Annotated in this window: 10 protein-coding genes and 2 pseudogenes; 3 read left to right on the top strand and 9 right to left on the bottom strand. The window is 68.6% G+C overall.

Translation table 11 applies throughout. From position 1 onward, the window contains the following. Positions 1 to 15 precede the first annotated feature (15 nt). From ABH933_RS40570 to ABH933_RS40585, 4 genes are read right to left on the bottom strand one after another with little or no spacing between them, the layout of a single operon-like run. Positions 16 to 744, bottom strand: a complete 729-nt coding sequence (locus ABH933_RS40570; protein WP_429427112.1) for a class I SAM-dependent methyltransferase — start codon at positions 742 to 744, stop codon at positions 16 to 18. Next, positions 741 to 8,174, bottom strand: coding sequence for an acyltransferase domain-containing protein (locus ABH933_RS40575; RefSeq protein ID WP_429427110.1), 7,434 nt, complete (start codon positions 8,172 to 8,174; stop codon positions 741 to 743). The genes ABH933_RS40570 and ABH933_RS40575 overlap by 4 nt, the downstream gene beginning before the upstream one ends. Continuing rightward, on the bottom strand, positions 8,171 to 8,668 hold the full coding sequence (locus tag ABH933_RS40580) for an OsmC family protein (protein WP_429427108.1): 498 nt from the start codon (positions 8,666 to 8,668) through the stop codon (positions 8,171 to 8,173). Before ABH933_RS40580 ends, ABH933_RS40575 begins: the two co-directional genes overlap by 4 nt. Next, complete coding sequence (locus tag ABH933_RS40585) at positions 8,655 to 12,443, bottom strand: amino acid adenylation domain-containing protein (protein WP_429427106.1); 3,789 nt, start codon at positions 12,441 to 12,443, stop codon at positions 8,655 to 8,657. Before ABH933_RS40585 ends, ABH933_RS40580 begins: the two co-directional genes overlap by 14 nt. A gap of 113 nt (positions 12,444 to 12,556) precedes the next feature. On the opposite strand from ABH933_RS40585, the gene ABH933_RS40590 reads away from it, so the two are divergent. Together ABH933_RS40590 and ABH933_RS40595 are read left to right on the top strand one after the other, a co-directional pair. After that, positions 12,557 to 13,630, top strand: coding sequence for an aldo/keto reductase (locus tag ABH933_RS40590; protein WP_429427104.1), 1,074 nt, complete (start codon positions 12,557 to 12,559; stop codon positions 13,628 to 13,630). A gap of 42 nt (positions 13,631 to 13,672) precedes the next feature. After that, a complete protein-coding gene (locus tag ABH933_RS40595) occupies positions 13,673 to 14,308 on the top strand; it encodes a class I SAM-dependent methyltransferase (RefSeq protein ID WP_429427102.1) in 636 nt (211 codons plus the stop codon). On the opposite strand, the gene ABH933_RS40600 is transcribed toward ABH933_RS40595, so the two are convergent. Beyond that, positions 14,289 to 15,110, bottom strand: coding sequence for a class I SAM-dependent methyltransferase (locus ABH933_RS40600; protein ID WP_429427100.1), 822 nt, complete (start codon positions 15,108 to 15,110; stop codon positions 14,289 to 14,291). The two genes, ABH933_RS40595 and ABH933_RS40600, sit on opposite strands and share 20 nt — an antisense overlap. A 458-nt stretch (positions 15,111 to 15,568) precedes the next feature. On the opposite strand from ABH933_RS40600, the gene ABH933_RS40605 reads away from it, so the two are divergent. Continuing rightward, complete coding sequence (locus tag ABH933_RS40605) at positions 15,569 to 15,889, top strand: hypothetical protein (RefSeq protein ID WP_429427098.1); 321 nt, start codon at positions 15,569 to 15,571, stop codon at positions 15,887 to 15,889. A gap of 30 nt (positions 15,890 to 15,919) precedes the next feature. Here ABH933_RS40605 and ABH933_RS40610 read toward each other — a convergent pair. The 4 genes and pseudogenes from ABH933_RS40610 to ABH933_RS40625 all read right to left on the bottom strand — a co-directional run. Then, positions 15,920 to 16,339: pseudogene (locus tag ABH933_RS40610) on the bottom strand (SDR family oxidoreductase); the annotation flags it as partial. A 55-nt stretch (positions 16,340 to 16,394) separates the two neighbouring features. Next, a pseudogene (locus tag ABH933_RS40615) lies at positions 16,395 to 17,018 on the bottom strand (phosphotransferase family protein); the annotation flags it as partial. Positions 17,019 to 17,104: 86 nt separating this feature from the next. Next, a complete protein-coding gene (locus tag ABH933_RS40620; RefSeq protein WP_429427096.1) occupies positions 17,105 to 17,821 on the bottom strand; it encodes a hypothetical protein in 717 nt (238 codons plus the stop codon). Further along, on the bottom strand, positions 17,818 to 19,044 hold the full coding sequence (locus tag ABH933_RS40625; RefSeq protein ID WP_429427094.1) for an MFS transporter: 1,227 nt from the start codon (positions 19,042 to 19,044) through the stop codon (positions 17,818 to 17,820). The genes ABH933_RS40620 and ABH933_RS40625 overlap by 4 nt, the downstream gene beginning before the upstream one ends. Between the last annotated feature and the right edge of the window lie 118 nt (positions 19,045 to 19,162).

Genomic DNA, 19,162 nt, shown 5'->3' on the forward strand with positions numbered 1-19,162 from the left:
CGCACGTCCTTCGGGTCAAAGGTCTTTGGTGAACCGCAGCAGCCCGGTGGCGGTGTCGGTGGCGGCCAGGTTCAGGCCGACCGCCTTCGCCTCGCGCCCGAGTTGCTCCGCGTCGGCGGGCCAGACACGGTGGCGGACAACGACTTCCCGCAGCATGCGATCGTCGTGGTAGGTGCGGTAGGTCATATGCCAGATCAGGGATTCGGCATCCACCGGTTCGGCCCGGCTCCAGCCCTCGTAACGCAGCAGCCCCACACGGGGCTGTGTGTACCGGCGTTCGGCGGAGACCTCGACGCGCCCGGGGCGCTGCACCTCGACGACAGCCTCGCCGTCCGGGGCCAAGGCGGTGGCGATGGCACGCCACACCCGCGGTCGGGTGGCCGCGTCGAAGTGCCCGATCACGCCGAGCGCCACCACCGCGGCGCAGTGCGCGGGCAGCTCGCTGTCGAGGAATCCGGTGGGGAGCACGGTGATTCGCTCCCGCAGGTCCTTTCGTGAGGCCAGCCGGGACAGCAGGACCGCGCGCATCGCCGGAGCCGGTTCCACTGCCACGATGCGAGCGTCCGGCACGGCGTCGGCCACCATCATGGTCGACAGGCCGGTGCCCGCGCCGATTTCCAGCACCGGTCCGGCCAGGGTATCGACCCCGGCGAGCAGCGCGGTGAGCGCGGGTTCCACGCTCGCCACGTACGGGGTGGCCATGAGGTCGTAGAACTCGGCGGCGGCCGCGTATTCGTCGGTCACGACTCCCCCGCTCCGTCGACCCGCGACAGTAACTCCGAAACCTGGTGCGCCACCAGCCCAACCGCGGGAGGCCGCAGCAGCGCGTAGTGGTGCGCCGCGACGGATCGCGAGTCGATGGGGGCGTCGGTGTACGCCGCCCAGCCGAGGTCCGCCAGATCACCGCAGTCGTCCACGCCCATGCCGACGCCGGAATTCCGGGGTGACGGCACGTCGGCGCGGATCAGCAGTACCTCGAGCCCGTCCCCGTCCAGTGGACCGCTGCCGTGGTCGCCGAGCGCTCGCAGGTGCCGACGGAAGATGTTCTCCCGCAGACGCTTCTCCGCCGGACCGCCGCGGTCGGGCAGACCGGCGGCCGTCATTCGGCGCTCGGCCTCCGCCCGCTGCGCCGATTCCACGAGGACCTCGAAATCCGTTCCGAACGAATCGGTATCGATATCGATGTCCAGGAACGCCGCCAGCGAGCCCAGATACCGCGACCAGAAGGTGCCGCCGTCGACGTGGTGGATCCGGTCGGCGATATTCGCGTCCACCAGGATGAGCGCCGACACCGTCTCCCCGGCCTTGCGCATCCGCCGCGCCACCTCGTGCGCGATGATGCCGCCCATGGACCAGCCACCGATGCGGTACGGGCCAACAGGCTGGCGTTCCCGCACGACGCGCTCGTACACCTCGGTCAGTCCGGCGATCGTCTCCGGCCCTGGGGCCCCGGCCAATTCGGGATCCTGAATGCCGATGATCGGTCCATCGGTGATGAGGGCGCGCGCCAGGTCCAGGTAGCACAGCACGTCGCCGCCGGTCGGGTGGATCAGGAACAGCGGGGTTCCTGTGCCGTCGCGCAGTGGCACCAGGCAGTCGCCCGGATTCGCGGCAGCTGTCGCTCCGACGGCCGCCGCGACGGCTGCGAGGGTCGGATCGGCCAGGAACTCGCGCGGGGTGAGCGTGAGCGCCAGATCGGTCTGCAGGCGGCCGAGCATGCGAATGGCCATGACAGAATCGCCACCGGCGGTGAAGAAATCGGTGCCGCGGTCGATCGGGTCGGCCGGTTCGAGCAGCCGTGTCCACAGGTCCGCGATGGCGCGCTCGGTATCGGTGACGGGCGGGCCAACCGGTGCGACCCGGGCGGCCACGATTGGCCGGGCGCTGGGCAGTTCTGCCGCAGGGAGGGCGACGGGCTCGGTCCACGCCTCGGTGCGGCCCACCAGGTCGGTGATCTGCTCGCACACCGCGGTGAACAGGTCATCGAGGACGCCCGGCGGGAAGAGCTCCGCTACCGCGTCCAGGTTCACCACCACCGAGTCGTCCCAATCCCATTGGAACACCTGCATATCCAGCGCCACCTGCGGTGTGCGCACGCGCTGGTAGAACTCGCGCACCTCGACAGTGTCCGGGGTGCCGCCCGGCGGATGCAGTCCGAGGGTGCTGTGGAAGACGACCGGCGCCTGCGGTGCCGTGTCGTGGCGGCGACGACTCAGCTCGCGCACCACTTCCACGCCGGTCACCTGACCGTGGTCGAGCATAGTGGCCGTGGCCGCCTGAATGTGTTGTGCCGCGGTCGCGAACGGGGCGGCCTCGGGCAGGGCGACATCGAGCAGGACGGTGCCCGCATAGGGGCCGATGGCGTGGTCCAGGTCGCGCGGCAGGTGCAGCCGGTTGAGGTAGAGCACGTTCAGCAGGAACCGGCGGTGCCCTGCGAACCGGGACAGTGCCATCGCCCAGCAGGCGGCGAAGGCGGTCGTAGGGGTGATGAGGTGCTCGGCGCACCGGGCGCGCAGCATCGCCATCTGCTCACCGGTGACCCGGAATTCCCTGCGCTCCAGCGTATCCGGGCGGACCTGGTCGAAACCGGCGGCCAGCGGCAGCGCCGGTGCGGGCGGCAGATCATCCATGCGGTCCCACCACCAGTCGCGCTGCGCCTGCCACTCCGGCTCGAGGCGCTGGCGGGCAATGGTTTCCACATAGTCGCCGAAGTGGGCGGTCAGCGGCGGCAGCACCGTATTGGGATCGTCGAGGTAGGTGAACAGCTCGGTGAACATGAGCTGCACCGACCAGCCGTCGGCCACCAGCAGACTGCACACGATGTGCAGGGCCACCTCGTCGCCCGGCAGCCGCACCGCGGTAATGCGGAAGGGCCACGGGTCCATGCCCGGTCCGGTGCGTTGCATTTCCGCGCGCGTGTCGGCCAGTACCGCGGTCACCCGGTCCGGGGTGGAACGCAGGTCGACCGTGGTGATGGGCAGCGTCGTCAGGCGGGGATCGGCGGCGTCGAGCACCTGCTGGGTGCCGTCGGGCCCGAAGAGCGCGCGCAGCATGGGCTGGCGCTGAACCTGTCGACGCACCGCCTCCTCGACCGCCTCCGGATCGATTCCGGTGAGCCGGAAGTCGACATAGTTGTGGGCGGAGTCGTAGCTGAGCGCGTACCCGTGCTGCTGGCCGACCCAGTACGCCTGCTGCAGGGGGGTGAGCGGGAACGGCGCGGCCGGATCCTCCTGGCGCGCCAATTCGATGGCGGGCAGCACGGATTCGGTGCGGCGCTCGGCGATGAGGGCGATCAGATCGGCGACGGTGATATCGCCGACCAGGTCGACCACAGGCACGGCGACGCCGAGGCGGCCGCGGACCATGGTCGCCATCCGGACCGCCAGCACCGAGTCGCCGCCCAGGCCCACGAAGGTGGAATCCGCTCGCACGGAACCGGATTCGAGCGACAGCACGCGCTCCCAGATCTCGATGACGACGGTGGCGACCTCGTCGGCAGCACGCAGCCGCGGTCCTCGATCCACCGCGGTCCACACGTCGGGTTCCGCGGCCAGCCTGCGCAGCCAGGTGGCGTAGGCCGTGAAGGCGGTATCGGCGGCCTCCGGGTCGAGCACGGTCTCGAGTACGTCCCACTGCACCTGCAGCGCCCCGGCCTGCACGAAGGCCTGGTGGTCGAGCCACACCTGCGGAGTCTGGCTGACGCCGTGGGTGATTCGCCCCGCCCACTCCAGATCCGTTTCGCCGCCGACGAGTTCGGCGACTTCCAAGGCGCTGGTGAACACCACGGGCAGCAGTTGCCGCTGCCCGGTGCGCTGGGTCAGGTCGGCGAGCACCTCCAGCGCGGAATAGTCGCGGTGATCGATGTCGTCGAAGAGCCGTCGCTGGGTGGCCGCGACCCGCTCGGCGAAGGTGTTTCCGGCCGTGCGATCCACCTCGTGCGCAAGCAGAGTGGTGAAATCGCCGACCACGTCAGTGATTCCGGGCAACATGGCCGGACGGTCGACTAGGGTCAGCGAGAGGGTGAAGCGATCGTCTCCCGACCAAACGGCCAGGACGTCGGCGTATGCCGTGAGCAGCACCGCCGAGGGCGTGACGCCGTGCGCGGCGGCGAGCCGTCGCAGGCCCTGCCATTCGCTGGGCTCGAGGCGGGCGGCGCGGCGGGCAAACCAGGGCTGCGCCTGGGTACGGGGACGGGTCGGCAACTGCGGCGGTGCGGGTAGATCCGGCAGGCGACGATTCCAATATTCCTGTGCCCTACGGGTTTCTGGACTATCAACCTTGGCCCCGTTGTATGCGACGTAGTCGGAGAACCCGGTCCGCACCGGCGGTTTCACCGTGTCCGGGTCGAGGTAGTAGTCGCGCAAGTCGCGATCCAACAGCAGGAAACTGCCCGCATCGCAGATCAGCGCATCGATTCCGACGAACAGCCGCGTCGTGTGCTCGTCGAGCACCGCCGCTCGCACGTCGAACAGTGGCCACCGGTCGGGCCGATGCACGCGGTGCGACAGCCGTCGACGCAACTCGGCGAGGTTCTCCTCTCGATCCTCGACCGTCATCGAGGCCAGCCGGTGCTTGCGGACCCGATAGTCGGGCACGTCCGCAAACACCTGATTGCGCCCGTCCTCGGTGATCACCGCCCGCAACATGTCGTGCCGCGCGATCAACTGATTCCAGGCCCGCTCATAGCGATCGAGATCGAGGTCTACACAGTCGTATTCGAGGTAGATATGACAGGACACATCGCTGAGCCCGAACGCCCCGGACCGCCCGACCCAGTAGGCATGCTGCACCCGGGTCAGCGGGAACGGCTCCAGGTCCCGCTCCTCTTCCACGCTAGACGATGCGGCCGGTGCCGTGGAGTCCGGCGCGAAGGTATCCGGCAGTGAGACTGCCGGAACCGCGACGGCCGAGTTCCCGCCATCCGCCGCACGGCGACCTTCCAGCAAGGCGGCGAAAGCGAAAACCGTGGAATGCGAAATCAATTCCCGCATCCGTAGTTCGGTCCCCTCCTGCTCATTGATCCGATCGAGCATCCGCGTGGCCGTCAAGGAAGTGCCGCCGAGCGCGAAGAAGTCCGCATCCGACCCGATCACGGTCTCCCCCAGCAGTTCCCCCCACACCTCCCTGACTCTCCACTCGGTCGCCGTCTCGACGACCCGTTCCTGCACCGCCACCGAATAGTCGATCGCCACGCCGGGTTCCACTGACGCGCCCGGCTCCGGCGTTCGAATGGATGTCGACTCTTCCAGCGCTGCACCGGAGTGCGGTGCCGATATGGCCGATTGGCTCGGCGAGTTCCGAGCCGGAGCCCTGGTCGCGGTGGTCGCTGTTGCCGCACCGTTGGCGACCGGCTCGGGGGCGAACGCGGCGGCCGTATCGCGCTCCGCCTGGCCCGATGCAGCTGTCATCCAGCCGATTGCGGCCATGCCCGAGGGCCGCATCGGTGCCGTCCGCGATTGTGTCGATGGATCTGGTACGGCGGTGTGCCGCTCGGTACGGTCGCCAGCCGACTCCGCCATATCGGGCAGAAGCACTGAGATCGGCGCGCCCGTCGAGAGGGAATCGCTGCCATCGCCGCTGTGGGCGGGCGGGTCGATCCAGGTTCTGCGACGGTGGAAGGGGTAGGCGGGCAATCGGACACGCCTCGGGGTGCCATGGAAGGCCGAGACATCGATATCGACGGCGGCGCACCATAGTTCGCCGACCGCGGTGAGCAGCATGGTGCGGTCGTCCGCCGGGTTCGCGGCGGCTTCGGTCATGTCCGGCAAGGTGGCCAGCGCGGCGGACGTGCCGGCGCGGCGCGCGAGTGTCGCCAGGGCGCTGCCCGGTCCGACCTGCACGATGGTCGCGGGCCCGGCCGTGGCCGCGGCCAGGGCGGCGCTGAAACGCACCGGCTCTGTCATGTGGCGCACCCAGTGCTCGGCGTCCAGGGTCCGGGCGACCCGACCGGTGAGGGTGCTGTAGAGCGGCACTGTGCCGGTGACGGTGCGTATCTCGGCGGCTGCCGCGCGCAGGGGTGTGACCGCAGCCGCCACGCTCGGCGAGTGCAGGGCGGCCGTGACGCGTAGCCGTCCGGTGCGGATTCCGACCGCACCGAGCTCGTACGCCAGCGTGTCGATCGCGGTCTGCGGGCCGGAGACCACGCAAGCGTCGGCAGCGTTCACCGCGGCCAGGGCCAGGCTCGGATGCGCGGATAGTGTTCGCAGCGTGTCCGATTCGCTCAGCGCGACGGCGAGCATGCCGCCCGGGGCGGTCGCGGCCAGGGCGCGGGATCGGATGGCGACCAGCTTGGCGGCGTCGGGCAGGGTCAGCATGCCCGCGACCACTGCGGCGGCATATTCGCCGAGGCTGTGGCCGAGTACGCCGTCCGGTTCGATGCCGTAGGCGCGCAGGGTTTTCGCGGTCGCCAGGGAGACCGCGAAGAGCGCGGGCTGCCCCAGGCGGATGTCGTCGACGTCGTCACCGGCAGCGCGGCCGGTGACGATGTCACGAATGTCGTAGTCCAGCAATGGTTTCAGCGTGTCCGCGCACTCGTCGATGGTCGTGGCGAAGACCGGCTCGGCGCGGTACAGCCCGGCCCCCATGCCGCTGTATTGCGTGCCCGCGCCGGGGAAGGCGAAGACGATGCGGGGACGGTTGGACGGCACCCGGCCGACGGCGATGGGCCGGGGTAGCACCTCCCCAGCCGGAAGAAGGGCCGCAGCGCGCCAGCCACTGTCCGCGTGCGGTCCGGTGGAGGCAGTGTAGGCGTAGTCCGCGCGGTCGGCCTCGGTGACCGCGATATCCAGCTGGGCGCGACAACTGGGCTCCGATGCGGCCGACACCAGCAGGAGCTGGTCCCGGTCGTCGGTGGCTCGGCCGCCGAGGACGGCGGGTGCCTGTTCCAGCACCGCATGGCAATTGGTGCCGCCAATGCCGAACGAGCTCACCCCGGCGATCCGGGTGCCGTCGCGCTCCGGCCAGTCCCGGGAGCGGTCGGCCAGGTCGAAGAGCCCGCCGTGGCGCTCCAGATCGGGATGGGCGGGATGAGCATGCAGGGTGGCCGGAATGCGGCCGTGGTGCAGTGCCAGCACGGTTTTGATGAGCGAGGCGATACCGGCGGCACTGTTGGTGTGCCCGATATTGCTCTTGACCGAGCCCAGCGCGAGCGGAGTCGAGGTGGTGCGGCCACCGAAAACAGCTGCCAGGGCGGCCAATTCGATCTGGTCGCCGAGCACGGTCGCGGTGCCGTGGGCCTCGATGAGATCGACGGCGTCCGGCTCGATATCGGCGACGGCCAGCGCCTCCGCGATCACCCGGGCCTGTCCGGTCGCCGAGGGCGCGGTGAATCCCGCCTTCCCAGCCCCGTCGTGGTTGATCGCGGTCCCGCGGATCACCGCGTAAATGGGGTCACCGTCGGCCAGCGCGTCGGCGAGCCGTCGCAGCACCACCATGCCCGCGCCCTGGCTGTGCAGCATGCCGGTGCCGTCCGCGCCGAACGAGCGGGTGCGCCCGTCGGCGGAGAAGATGGCCTCGGGCACATGCAGATAGCCTCGGCCCTGCGGGACGATCAGGGAGGCCCCGCCCGCCAGCGCGGCATCGCATTCGTCGTTCAGCAAGGACTGCGCCGCGAGGTGCACGGCCACCAGCGAGGTCGCGCAGGTGGCCTGCACCGCCACGGCGGGACCGGACAGGTTCAGGCGGTAGGACAGCTGCTGAGGGAAATAGTCGGTGAGCGTGCCCATTTCGGCTTGCAGCAGGCCCAGCGGATCGCGTTGCGCACGCTGCCGATAGGCCGCGAGATTCGTATCCAGGTAGTCACTGCGCGAGGCGCCGGTGAACACGCCGACCTCACCGAGGCCGCCACCGGCCCGATGCCCGGCGTCACCCAGTGCGTCCCAGGCACATTCGAGCAACAGACGCAGCTGCGGATCGAGCAGGGCGGCATCGTGGTCGGTCATGCCGAAGTGAGCGGGGTCGAAGTGCTCCTGCCCGGCGATGATCGCGCCGACGGGCACGTAGTTGCGGTGTGCGCGAAGGTCTTCCGGAACACCGCGGGCCGCCAGTTCGGCCTCGTCGAAGCGGGTCAGGCCCTCCCGGCCGGCGGCGAGCAGCTCCCAGAACGACGCCAGATCCGGTGCGCCCGGGAAGGTACAGGCCATTCCGATAATGGCGATGGCATTGTCGTCGATCACGCGGCGATCTCCACTTCCGACTCGACGGCGACGTGTCCGTGCAGCATGGCCAGCACCGGGCAGGATTCCTCGACCAAACGATGCAGTTCCTGATACTGGGCAGAGTCGGCGGGTCCGCTCACGTGTGCGCGCACCTGGATCACGCCGGGCTGCGTGGGTTCACCGACACCGAAGACCGGTCCCAGGTCCAGGTCCGCGTGCACATCCACACTGAGCGAGTCGATGTCGATACCCAGCCGCGCGGCATGGAATCGGTAGGTGACGGCCTGGCAGGTGCCCAGTGCCGCCAGGGCGAGCCCGATCGGGTCGGGACCGGCGTCACCGCCGCCCGCGGCCACGGGTTCGTCCACGGTGAACCGGTGTCTACCGACACGCACGCTCATTTCGGTGGCTGTTCCGGCTTGGTGCGTGGAGTGGGCGGTGAACCGTTGTTTCCGTGCCGCGCCGCGCAGCAGGGCAGCACGCAGGCGGTGCACGGTGTCAGTGAGCGACATGCTCGGAGGGCCTCGCTTTCGAGCGGTGGGCGCGTCGCCGTTGTCCACGGGCGACGGCCGCTGTGAAATCAATTCGCGCGTCCGGTGATTCGGGTGCGGGGGTCTGCGTGGGGTTGGTGTGCGCGGCGATCCAGGCCGCGAGGCGGCGCACGGTGCCGTGCCGGAAGATGTCGGGGACCGTCAGTGCCGGGGTCAGACCCCGCAGGCGGCGGTGGGCGCGCACCAGGGTGAGCGAGGTCGCCCCGAGGTCGTAGAACGGTGCGACCCGGGTGACGGGCTGACCCAGCAGCTCGGTGAACACCTGCGTCACAAGGGATTCGATGTGCTGCCGCTCGGTGCCCGGCGGGGCGGGCGCGATGGTCAGTTCCGGCGCGTCGGGTTCCGCAGGTACCGCCAGGGCCAATCCGTGCGTTCGCGCCTGATCGCGGAGCTGGTCCAGCCAGGCACGGGCGTCGACCGCTCCGGAGTCCGAGGGTTCGACCCGCAGCGTCAGGCTCAGACCGCGTTCGGCGGCCTGCCATGCGGCCTCGACGAGCCAGCTCGCCGAGGACGTGTCGGGCGTCTCGACAGTAGCCGCGGACGCGACATCGGGCTCGGTTTCTCCGATACCGCTGTGCCTGAACGGATTCGGCAGACGAGCCTGGTCGACCTTGCCATTGGGGGTCAGCGGGATGGAGTCGATGCTCACCCAGCGGGTCGGCATCATGTACGACGGCAGCCGGCGCGCCGCCCGGGCGGTCAATTCGGCCGTGTCCAGGGCGGTGCCGTCGGTGACGAGGTAGGCCACCAGCCGTGGTCGCTCGTCCGCACCGGGTACGGCCGCGGCCACGCCGCGCCGCACCCCGGGGAAGCGGCCGATCACGGTCTCGATCTCGCCGAGTTCGATGCGGTGGCCGCGAATCTTGACCTGCCGGTCGGCCCGGCCGAGGAATTCGATCTCACCGTCGGGACGCCAGCGTCCGAGATCCCCGGTGCGGTACAGCCTCCGGCCCAGCACGGTGTTCCAGGCGAAGCGTTGCGCCGTCTGGTCCTCGTCGCCGACATAGCCCCGGGCCAGGCCCGCGCCGCCGATGAATAGCTCGCCCGGTTCGCCGACCGGACAGGGGCGGCCGTCCGCGTCGAGGATCAGGAATTCCTGCTCACGCAGCGCCCGACCGTAGGGAATGCTCGTCCACTCCGGATCCACCCGCTCGATGGGGTGGGCGATGGACCAGATGGCCGCCTCGGTCGCGCCGCCGAGGCTGATGACCCGGACATCGCCGATCACGGCGCGCAATCGATCGGGCAGCGACAGCGGAATCCAGTCGCCCGACAGCAGCATCACCCGCAGTGAACGCAGTTTCGCCGCCGCCACGGGATCGGCCTCGGCGTACTCGACCAGCATCTCGGCCAGGGCCGGAGCAGTGTTCCACACCGTGATCCGGTGCGCGGCAACGAGATCGCACCAGTGCCCGGGATCGCGCAACCGGTCGGCATCGGGCACGACCAGGCCGCCGCCCGCGCCGAGGACGCCGAACAGGTCGTAGATGGACAGGTCGAAACTCAAGGCCGACAGGGCCAGGACGCGATCCTCGGGTCCGACGCCGAAGCGGTTGTTGATGTCGTCGATCGTGGTCCGCGCGGCGCGGTGCTCGATGGCGACGCCTTTGGGTTCGCCCGTCGAACCCGAGGTGAAGATGATGTACGCGAGATCGTCGGCGGCGTTGTCGGGAGCGTCGCTCCCGTCCTGCGGGCGTGGAGCATTCGCGCCGTCGTGCAGATCGTGGACGGTCACCATCGCGGGTAGTCGGGTGGCGGCCGACGGCGATGACACCGCGTGGCCGATGTCCGCGCGACGGCACACCGACTCGATGCGCGACTGCGGCCAATCCGGTTCGATCGGCACGAATGCCGCTCCGGCCCAATGTATTCCGTAGGCCGCCACGATCTGGTCCGCCGATTTGGGCAGCACGATGGCGACACGATCCTTCGGCCCGACACCGGCAGCGGTGAGCCGAGCGGCGAGTTCACGTGCGCGCCGCGCAAGCTCACCGTGGGTCAACGATCCGGTGCCGCCGAGCACGGCGAGCGCGTCGGGCCGCATCCGCGCTTGGCCGCGCGGTGCGTCGGTCAGCAGTTCGCCGGGACCGCGGGACTCCGCGGGCAACGCGGCCATCGGTTCGAAGTGCGGGTTCCAGCCCAATTCTGCGCTTTCCCAGGCATTGTCGGATTCGGCGAGGCTCCGTAGCAGCCGCATATGCGCGGCGAGCATTCGCGCCACGAACTCCGGCGCGAACGCCTGCTCGACCGCGTCCCAGGCCAGGCGCAGTCCACCGTCTTCGTCCCAGACGATGTGATCGAGGGCCACCTGCGGCGTCTGGGAGACACCGAAGACCTCGGCCCCCAGCCAGGCCGCCGCGGCCTCCCCGGCCTGACCGAGCCCGATCCCGCTGGTGAAGACGATGGGATAACGCGGGGACAGATCGCCGGCCTGCGCGCGCTGGACCTCCACACCGCTGTAGGACCGATGCCCGAGGTCGGCCCAGAAGCGGGTATTGACGCGCGTCGCGAATTCTGTGAACCCTCGCCAGCCCAGCGGATCCACGACCGGCATCTCGACCAGCGCCGTTGTGCTGAAATCGCCTACGACGCCGTCGGCTTCGGTATCGGGGCGGTCGAAGAGCGTGGCATTGAGGCAGAACGGCTCGGTCGCGCCCCAACGGCCCAGGGTCACCGCGAAGGCGGCCAGCAGGACAGCGGTCGGGCTGAGGCCCCGCGCCGCCGCCCGCACGGTCAGCGCCGACCACTCCCCGGGGGTGAGCCGATCCTGGTGACGACGGAACCGGGCCGTCGGAATCTCCTCCGGCGCAAGCGCGTACGGTAGTCGCGGACCGGGCGGCAGACTCTCCACCCGAGCCTGCCAGTACGTCTGGTCGCCCTCCCGGCGGTCGACCTCGGCGGTCCGCCGCTCCCGCACGATATCCAGGAAACATGCGGCAGGAGCCGGCAATTCGGCGGCGGGATCGGCAACGTATCGACCCCACTCCCGCATGAGCAGGATCCAGCTCGCCATATCCAGCACGATGATGTCGAAGCCGACGAACAGGCGCAGCCCGCCGCCGGGGAGCAACGCGGCGTGAATGTTGTAGAGCGGACCCGTCGCGGTGTCGCGGACCTGGTGCGATTTCCGTTCGCGCAGCTCGGCCAGGACACGCTCGGCGTCCCGGCGGTCGCGCAGATCGGTGGTGGCGATCGAGTACCGCGGCCCCGGCGGGTGCACGCGCTGGCGGCCCTCGTCGGTAATGGTGGCGCGCAACATGTCGTGCCGGTCGACCACCCGGTTCCAGGCGTCCTCGAGCACCCGCACTTCCGCGTGCGGATCGCCGCGCGTGAACAGCGCTGCGGCACGGTCGAATTCGAAGTAGTAGAACGTCGAGACCCCGCCCAGCGGCATGCCCGGTTCCCGCCCGACCCAGTACGACGCCTGAATCGGCGTCAATTCCTCCTCGCTCACCCGCTGCTCATCACCGTTCCCAACCGGAACCGATTGCGTTGCGGATTCACCTGCCCCACCGTGCATCTCGACCGCCGCGAGCAGCGACGCCAGTGTCGCCCCGACGAAGGACTCCAGCGGCACCTGTATTCCGGTGCGCTCGGCCAGCCGCAGGTGCAGTCGCACGGCGAGAAAGGAATCCAGGCCCAGTTCCTGCAATCGGCGGTCCGCCGCCAGTTCGCGCGGCGCGATGCCGAGAACCGTTCCGACACAACGCCGGACTTCATCTGCTGTGCTCGCCATCTCCAGCCCTTGCTCGGAAGTACCAACCCGCCTACAGTAAACGATATTGACAACGATTTTCAATAACGATGCTCGGAGGTAGCCCGAACCGAGCACGGGAGGAGACCACGCCGATGAACGACCCGATGCGGGCCGACCTCGATAGTTACCGATTGCTCGGCCGATCGGGGTTGCGAGTGTCACCAATGGCATTGGGCACCATGGCCTTCGGTGACGACTGGGGCTGGGGCGCGGACCGAGCGGAGGCGCGGCGCATCTTCGACGCCTATGTCTCGCGGGGCGGGAACTTCATCGACACCGCCAACCAGTACACTGGCGGCACCGCCGAGAAATGGCTGGGCGAGTTCGCCGCCGCCGATCGCGAATATCTGGTGTTGGCAACGAAATACAGCCTGCTGAGGCGGCCGGCGGACCCCAATTCCGGTGGCAATCATCGCAAGAGCATGGTGGCCTCGGTGGAGTCGAGCCTGCTCCGGTTAGGTACCGACCACCTGGATCTGCTTTACCTGCACATGTGGGACGGCTCGACCCCGGTCGACGAAATCCTGCGCGCCATGAACGATCTCGTGCGCGCGGGCAAGGTGCTGTACCTAGGGATCTCCAATACTCCGGCGTGGCAGATCTCCCGCATGCAGACCCTGGCCGAGCTGCGCGGCTGGTCACCGCTCGTCGCGCTGCAGCTGGAATACCATCTCGCCGAGCGCACCCCCGAGCACGACATGGTCCCGATGGCCGCGGAGCTGGGGCTCGGCGTCGTCGGCTGGTCGCCGCTCGCGGGCGGGGTGCTCACCGGCAAGTACACCCGCGCGGATCTGCCGGGCAATGGCGCGGCACCGACCCCCGGAACCTCCCGCAGACACCTGATTCACGCCAATGACGCACTGACCGAACGGTCTTTGACCATTGCCGACACCGTGCGCGACATCGCCGGTCAGCTGGGCCGCTCCCCCGCGCAGGTCGCGTTGGCCTGGATCCTGTGCAACCCGAATGTCACCGCACCCATCCTGGGACCCCGCACGCACGCGCAGCTCACCGACAGTCTCGCGGCGCTGAGCCTGCGACTGGACGAGGACCAGCTGAGGCGACTCGAGGCCGTCTCTGCCATCCCCGCCGGCTATCCCCACAACGTGCTGGCCCGACCCATGGCCCGCCGCGGCATGTTCGGCGATATGCGGATCCGCGCCTGAACCGCACCCGAACCCATCGAACCCCACAGGAAGCGATCACCCATGTCCCTTATCGACATCTTCACCGACCGCATGCTGCGCCGCCCGCGCGGCCCGCTCGCGCGCGCCATGTGGCGCGATATGAAGGCACACCACGGCATCTTCGAGGACGGCCTGGCCGCGCTGGCCCTGCAGCCCGAGGACCTACTGCTCGAAATCGGCTGCGGCGGTGGCACCTTCGCCGCCCGCGCCCTGACCTCCGGCTGCCGGGTCACTGCCGTGGACCACAGTGCCGACATGGTGCGGCTCACCGAGGCCACCAATGCCGAGGCCGTGCGCGAGGGCCGCCTCCAGGTCCTCGAGGCGGGAGCCGAATCGCTGCCGTTGCCCGATGGCCACTTCACCTGCGCCACCACCATGAACACCCTGTTCTTCGTGAACGCCGAGACCGCGCTCGCCGAGCTGCGACGGGTGCTCGCGCCGGGCGGGCGCATCGTCGTGCATACCGTCGCGCCGCAGCCGCCGGGCAAAGTCGTGCCCGGTCCGGTGGCGCGGCGGCTACGGTTCCACAGCGATGACGAGCTGCGGAACCTGTTGGAATCCGCCGGATTCCAACAGGTTCTCGTCACCCGCAAGGACGGCGCCTACCAGCTCGCCACCGGATCGGTCGCGGATTCGCTTACACGCGATAGCGATTGAGCCTGTAGCGCCCGAACCGCTGGCGGAACACCAGGCTCGCGGCCCGCAGCCCGAGACGTCGTGCCAGCGGCACCCGCTCGCGGAGGAGGGCCGGAAGCCGGGACAGGTCACCGGATTCCAGTAGCCGGATTCCGAGGCCCCAGCGTTCGACGTCGCGCGGATCGTCACAAACCCAACGCATGCGTGCGGACACCTTCTGCATGGCGTCGTGGCGGTCCTGGTGCTCGATCATCCAGCGGCCGGTGGTGTCCATCGCGAGGTCCGCGCCTGGGAAGTACCGCGCGATGAGCGCGACGGCGCGCCGGACGTCGGACTCCTCCAGGTAGACCAGCACGCCCTCGGAGATGAAGAAGTACGGTCCCGGAAGAGCTTTCACCGCTTCCACCCAGGCCTCGTCGAGCACCGACCCCGCGACCATGCGTCGCCGCTCGGTCTCGACGAAGAACCTCGACCGCAGCGCCATCGCGTCGGGCAGGTCCAGATCGACCCAGCGCACCCGACCGTTGTCGACCCGCTCGAACCGCGTGTTCAGGCCCGCCCCGATCTCGACCACCGTGCCCTCCGGGTGCCGGTCCAGGAACTCCTCGACCCACGCGTCGATAATGCTGGTGCGCACGACTGTTCCGAACAGACTGCGCCCGCCATCGAACTTGCCGAAGTCGTAGTCGATGGCCCCGATCATCTCCACGGCCTTGGGGTCACGCAGGATCGGACGGGCTCTGCCGGTTTCGGTGGCGCGACCGTAGAGCGGAATCAGCAGCGTCTCCTGAACTTCGCCCAGGTCGGCGGCATCGATGGCCATAACCAACTCCTTAATGAAAAACATTTTCAATAAATATAGTCCGGATGTGCCCGCACCGCGACATGGTGCGTCGGCACCGCGACCGAACGGCCACCGGATGGTTCGGATTGGTTAGCGTCAGGCCCACCGAACATGACCGGTCGGGCACTTGCGCTTTTCACAGGTCACCAGGCATAGACCACTGCCTAATAATTGGCCTGCCTGATCCATGCAGGTGAAATCCGTACGGTTCAGGGTGCCGTGGTAGTCGTGCGAACCGGTCACGACCGCGCGCCGGATCCCGGGATGGCCTGCGACCGACTTGCCCAGGAAGATGCCGGGCATCGCAGGTGTGGCAGTGGCCCATTCGCGGACCTCGTCGCGGATCTGGTTGACGGTGGCCGACGCCGACGCGCTGTGTTCCCGTGGCGGTGGGATGTGCCGCGACCGTCAGCCAGGCCCCCGTATCGCCGGAGGAGATGCGTGCGCAGCCCTCGTCGTGGACCTGGTCGAGGGCGGCAGCCAGCTCGGTGCGGCTGATGAACCGGTCCCGATGGCGGGCCGGCTCACGATCGGCATGGTCGGCACCAACGGCGTACGACCTGCGCCCGTTATGGGACACCTTCCACAACCGCCATCCGAACTGGGAAATCCGCCCCGGCATTACCTTCCGGCCGCTGGCCGATGCGCCGCGGCTGCACTGGGCGCTGTTCTGGCGTACCGAGACCGAGCCGATCCGAGCTCTCGCTCGGATCGCCGCCGAGCTCGGCCCACTCCATCAGGACCTGTCGATTCCGTAACCCGCCCGAGCATGCACGAAGCACTCCGGGCTATGCACGATAACCGTCGGTTCCGGCGCGCGACACAACGATATTCGGCACGACCGCGCGGGAGGACAACCGCAACAGGGCGTCTACCAGTTCGACCACGTCGCTGACGGCCAGCATCCGATCGGGCGGGATCCGATCGTGGATCCATGCGCTCATCTCGGTGTCGACGTAGCCGGGAGCGATCGTGGTGGCCGTGACGCCGTGCGACGATTCCTCGGCATTCAGGGTGGCGATCAGAGAGATGAGTGCCGCCTTGGCCGCGCCGTATACCGCCAGTCCGGCCTCGGCGTACACACCGGTGAGCGACGAGAGCGCGATCACCTTCGCGCCGCGGCCGGGGTCGGCCGCCGCCGCGGCACGCAGCATCGGCAGGGCACCCTGGACGAGTTGCAGTGGTGCGCGCAGATTTACGGCGATCGTGGATGGTGTTGTCGATGCGGAGGTCGCCGTGCACGATCGAGGCCGCCGACTCCGGCGGCACCGCATCCGCCAGGGCGCTGTGCAGGGCCGCGACATCGGGGAGTTCGCGGGTCTTGACCCGCTCCCATTGGGCCGCCCAGAGATTCACCTGACGGGTGAGGAATCCCGCTGGCCGACCGAACTTCTCCAGGCCGACCGCGTCGGGGCGCACCGCGTGCAACTCGGCCAGTACCCGCACCAATTCTTCGACTGCGGTGGTCACCTGCGCGTCGCCGAGCGCAGCGAGGTCGTCCCGATCGCCGATCACGGACCCGTCGACGTATTCGACGACCGTCATCGGCGCACCGAGAGCGACGCCCTCCGCGTCAAACGCGACCGTTTTCGCCACGGGTACCGCGGACTGCTGGAGCGCGTCGGTCACCGTGTATTCGCGCGCCATATCGTGTGCCGACGGGGTGAGCCCGGACACCGGGGGTCGGCGCACGACCCACTTGGACGTTTCGTCGGATGCGGTGAAGGTCAGATTCGATCGCCCGCCGCTGATGAGTTCCACGCGTAGGTCACCGCGGACTTCGATGCCCCGCTCGCGTAGGAATCGTTCCAACACGGCGACATCCATACCCGGTAGGTTCATTCGCTTGCCCGCAGCGATGTGGTTAATACTGTTGTCAGAGTGCATATTTCGACGAGCTCCGGGGTTGAATGAACGTGACGGCTGGGCCAACACCGCAACGAGTTGGCCCAGCCATACCGGTTCGGTCTGCCTTATTGGGCGGGGGTCGCGGTCGTCGGGTCGGGGGCGTTGATCTGGTTGGAGAAGTCGATCAGGGCCGCAATGCCAACGGGCACTCCGATCAGGACCACCCCGGCAGCGGTCCCCAACGCGGCGCCGACCGCGGCACCGGCCAGACACCCGCCGAGCGCACCGGCGAAGAAGACGGGGAAGGTAACGGTTCCCACCGTCAGCGCCCCCGCGACACACCCCAACGGAACGCCGATGAGCGTGCCGATCAGGGTTCCGACGCTGATCGCCAGGCCGAATTCGGTTGCGGCCGAGGCCATCGCAATCTGCCACTGCGCCTGGGACGCGACCGGTCGCGGCAGAGTGGTCGGCCGGGCCGAGGCGGGGTCGGTGCGCGGAGTCAGCATCGCCGTATTGCCGTCGATCTGCGCCGCTATGGGCCAGTCCTTACCGTCCTTGCGGTAGGTGAGCGGGAACCCAGCGGCGAGATTGCCCCGTGCATCGAGGACCTGGAACTGATTGCCCCGCACGGTGAGTGAGCCACCGTCGGTGCTGATCCGCACCGATCCGTCGACGATGCTCGAGGTGTAGTGGATGCCGGGGAGAACGGTCGTGCGGATACTCGAGTTCGGTGGATTCGTCGGGTTTACTGGTGCGGGTTCGGCACACGCGACGGCGGTGGTGAGGCTGACGGCGAGTGCGGTGAGGCACGTGGTCGCGACAAGCTTGTTGATCATCATCTGTTCGGGCCGTCGATGGACAGCAGTGCGGGAGCCACCAGCGGCGCGATCATCAGAGCCGCCGACTGGGTCAGTACGACCAGCCCGAGATCGCGGGACGCGTTCTCCCACGAGGTCATCGTCAATGCGGCCAGGGCCAGCATCTGTCCGATCAGCAGGCCGTATCCGATGCCGAAAAAGACGCAGCCCGTGAGGAATTCGGGGACAGTGGTGGCGATGTCCATCACGCCGCATCCGCCGGCGACGAGCAGGCCCGCGGCCGCGAAAAGTGGTTTGCGCCTGCCGATTCGATCCGCGAGACGACCACCTAGCGGGCTGATGATCGATGCGATGGCGTTGATGATCAGCGTCGCTTCGAAAACCGTGGGGACAAGGGTCGTGTTATCGAGTTTCAGCTCGTCCTGCAGGAAGTAGACCAGGAAGGTGGCTACGACCGCGGCGCCGGCGGTGACACCGAACACCGACGCCAGGCACCAGGCGAAGTCGGGCGCCTTTCTCGGATCGAAGTACAGCGTCCGGACGAAGTCGCGGAAATTGAATACGGGCCGAACCTGCCCCACGAAGTCGGTTTCTCGGAGCATCGCCACGAATGCGACGACGAGCACCGCACCCAGAATCGCCGGGATGAGCAGCCGCGCGGTCATTCCGGGCGTGATGCGGACGATGAACGTGCCCGCGATCAGTCCCACCCCCTGTGCCGCACCGGCCAATCCGGCCACGAAGCCCGCGCGTTCCGGCGGGATCGAGTCCGCGATCATGGACCACAACACGGTCAACCCGATAGTGCCGGCGACGGACACGATGATCCATCCGGCGATCAAACCTGGGACGCCACCCGCGAAGGCGACGATCCCGTTCCCCACCAGGATGCCGATCGCGGCGACCACCAGCCAGGGACGGCGGCGACCGAAACGGGTCATCGTGATATCGGCCAGACGGCCGAAGAACGGGCCCGCGGGCAGCGCGATGAGCGCACCGGTCGCCGCGATCGCCGAGTAGGCCACGGAGGCATCCGACGGATCCACCTGCGAGACACGCAATGCCAGCGTGATCATGGTAGGAGTCAGAACGGCCGTCCATACACCGAAGATCGCCAGTATGTACAACCAGATGAATGCACTGCCCACCCGATTGAGCGTGATGACCCCCGGCGAGGTATTTCCGCGTAGTTCCGCATCGTTTCCCGTCGCTACCGCGGGAATCGGCGAATCTGGAGCTGTCATAGCATTTCCGAACTTTCGTGAATTGCGAATTTTTGCGGCAGGATCCACCGCGGTGATGGCGAGATGCTCGCGCGGAATGCGGCTGAGCCTTACTTGCGATCCGCAAAACAGGCGCGCC

The organism is Nocardia sp. GP40 (assembly GCF_050434125.1).
Classification (GTDB): domain Bacteria; phylum Actinomycetota; class Actinomycetes; order Mycobacteriales; family Mycobacteriaceae; genus Nocardia; species Nocardia albiluteola.

Excerpts from the sequence above, each read along its gene's own strand:
- ABH933_RS40595 (WP_429427102.1), top strand. The coding sequence starts at position 13,673 with ATGTCCCTTATCGACATCTTCACCGACCGCATGCTGCGCCGCCCGCGC.
- ABH933_RS40590 (WP_429427104.1), top strand. The coding sequence starts at position 12,557 with ATGAACGACCCGATGCGGGCCGACCTCGATAGTTACCGATTGCTCGGC.
- ABH933_RS40620 (WP_429427096.1), bottom strand. The coding sequence starts at position 17,821 with ATGATGATCAACAAGCTTGTCGCGACCACGTGCCTCACCGCACTCGCC.
- ABH933_RS40580 (WP_429427108.1), bottom strand. The coding sequence starts at position 8,668 with ATGTCGCTCACTGACACCGTGCACCGCCTGCGTGCTGCCCTGCTGCGC.
- ABH933_RS40625 (WP_429427094.1), bottom strand. The coding sequence starts at position 19,044 with ATGACAGCTCCAGATTCGCCGATTCCCGCGGTAGCGACGGGAAACGAT.
- ABH933_RS40600 (WP_429427100.1), bottom strand. The coding sequence starts at position 15,110 with ATGGCCATCGATGCCGCCGACCTGGGCGAAGTTCAGGAGACGCTGCTG.
- ABH933_RS40585 (WP_429427106.1), bottom strand. The coding sequence starts at position 12,443 with ATGGCGAGCACAGCAGATGAAGTCCGGCGTTGTGTCGGAACGGTTCTC.
- ABH933_RS40605 (WP_429427098.1), top strand. The coding sequence starts at position 15,569 with ATGCGTGCGCAGCCCTCGTCGTGGACCTGGTCGAGGGCGGCAGCCAGC.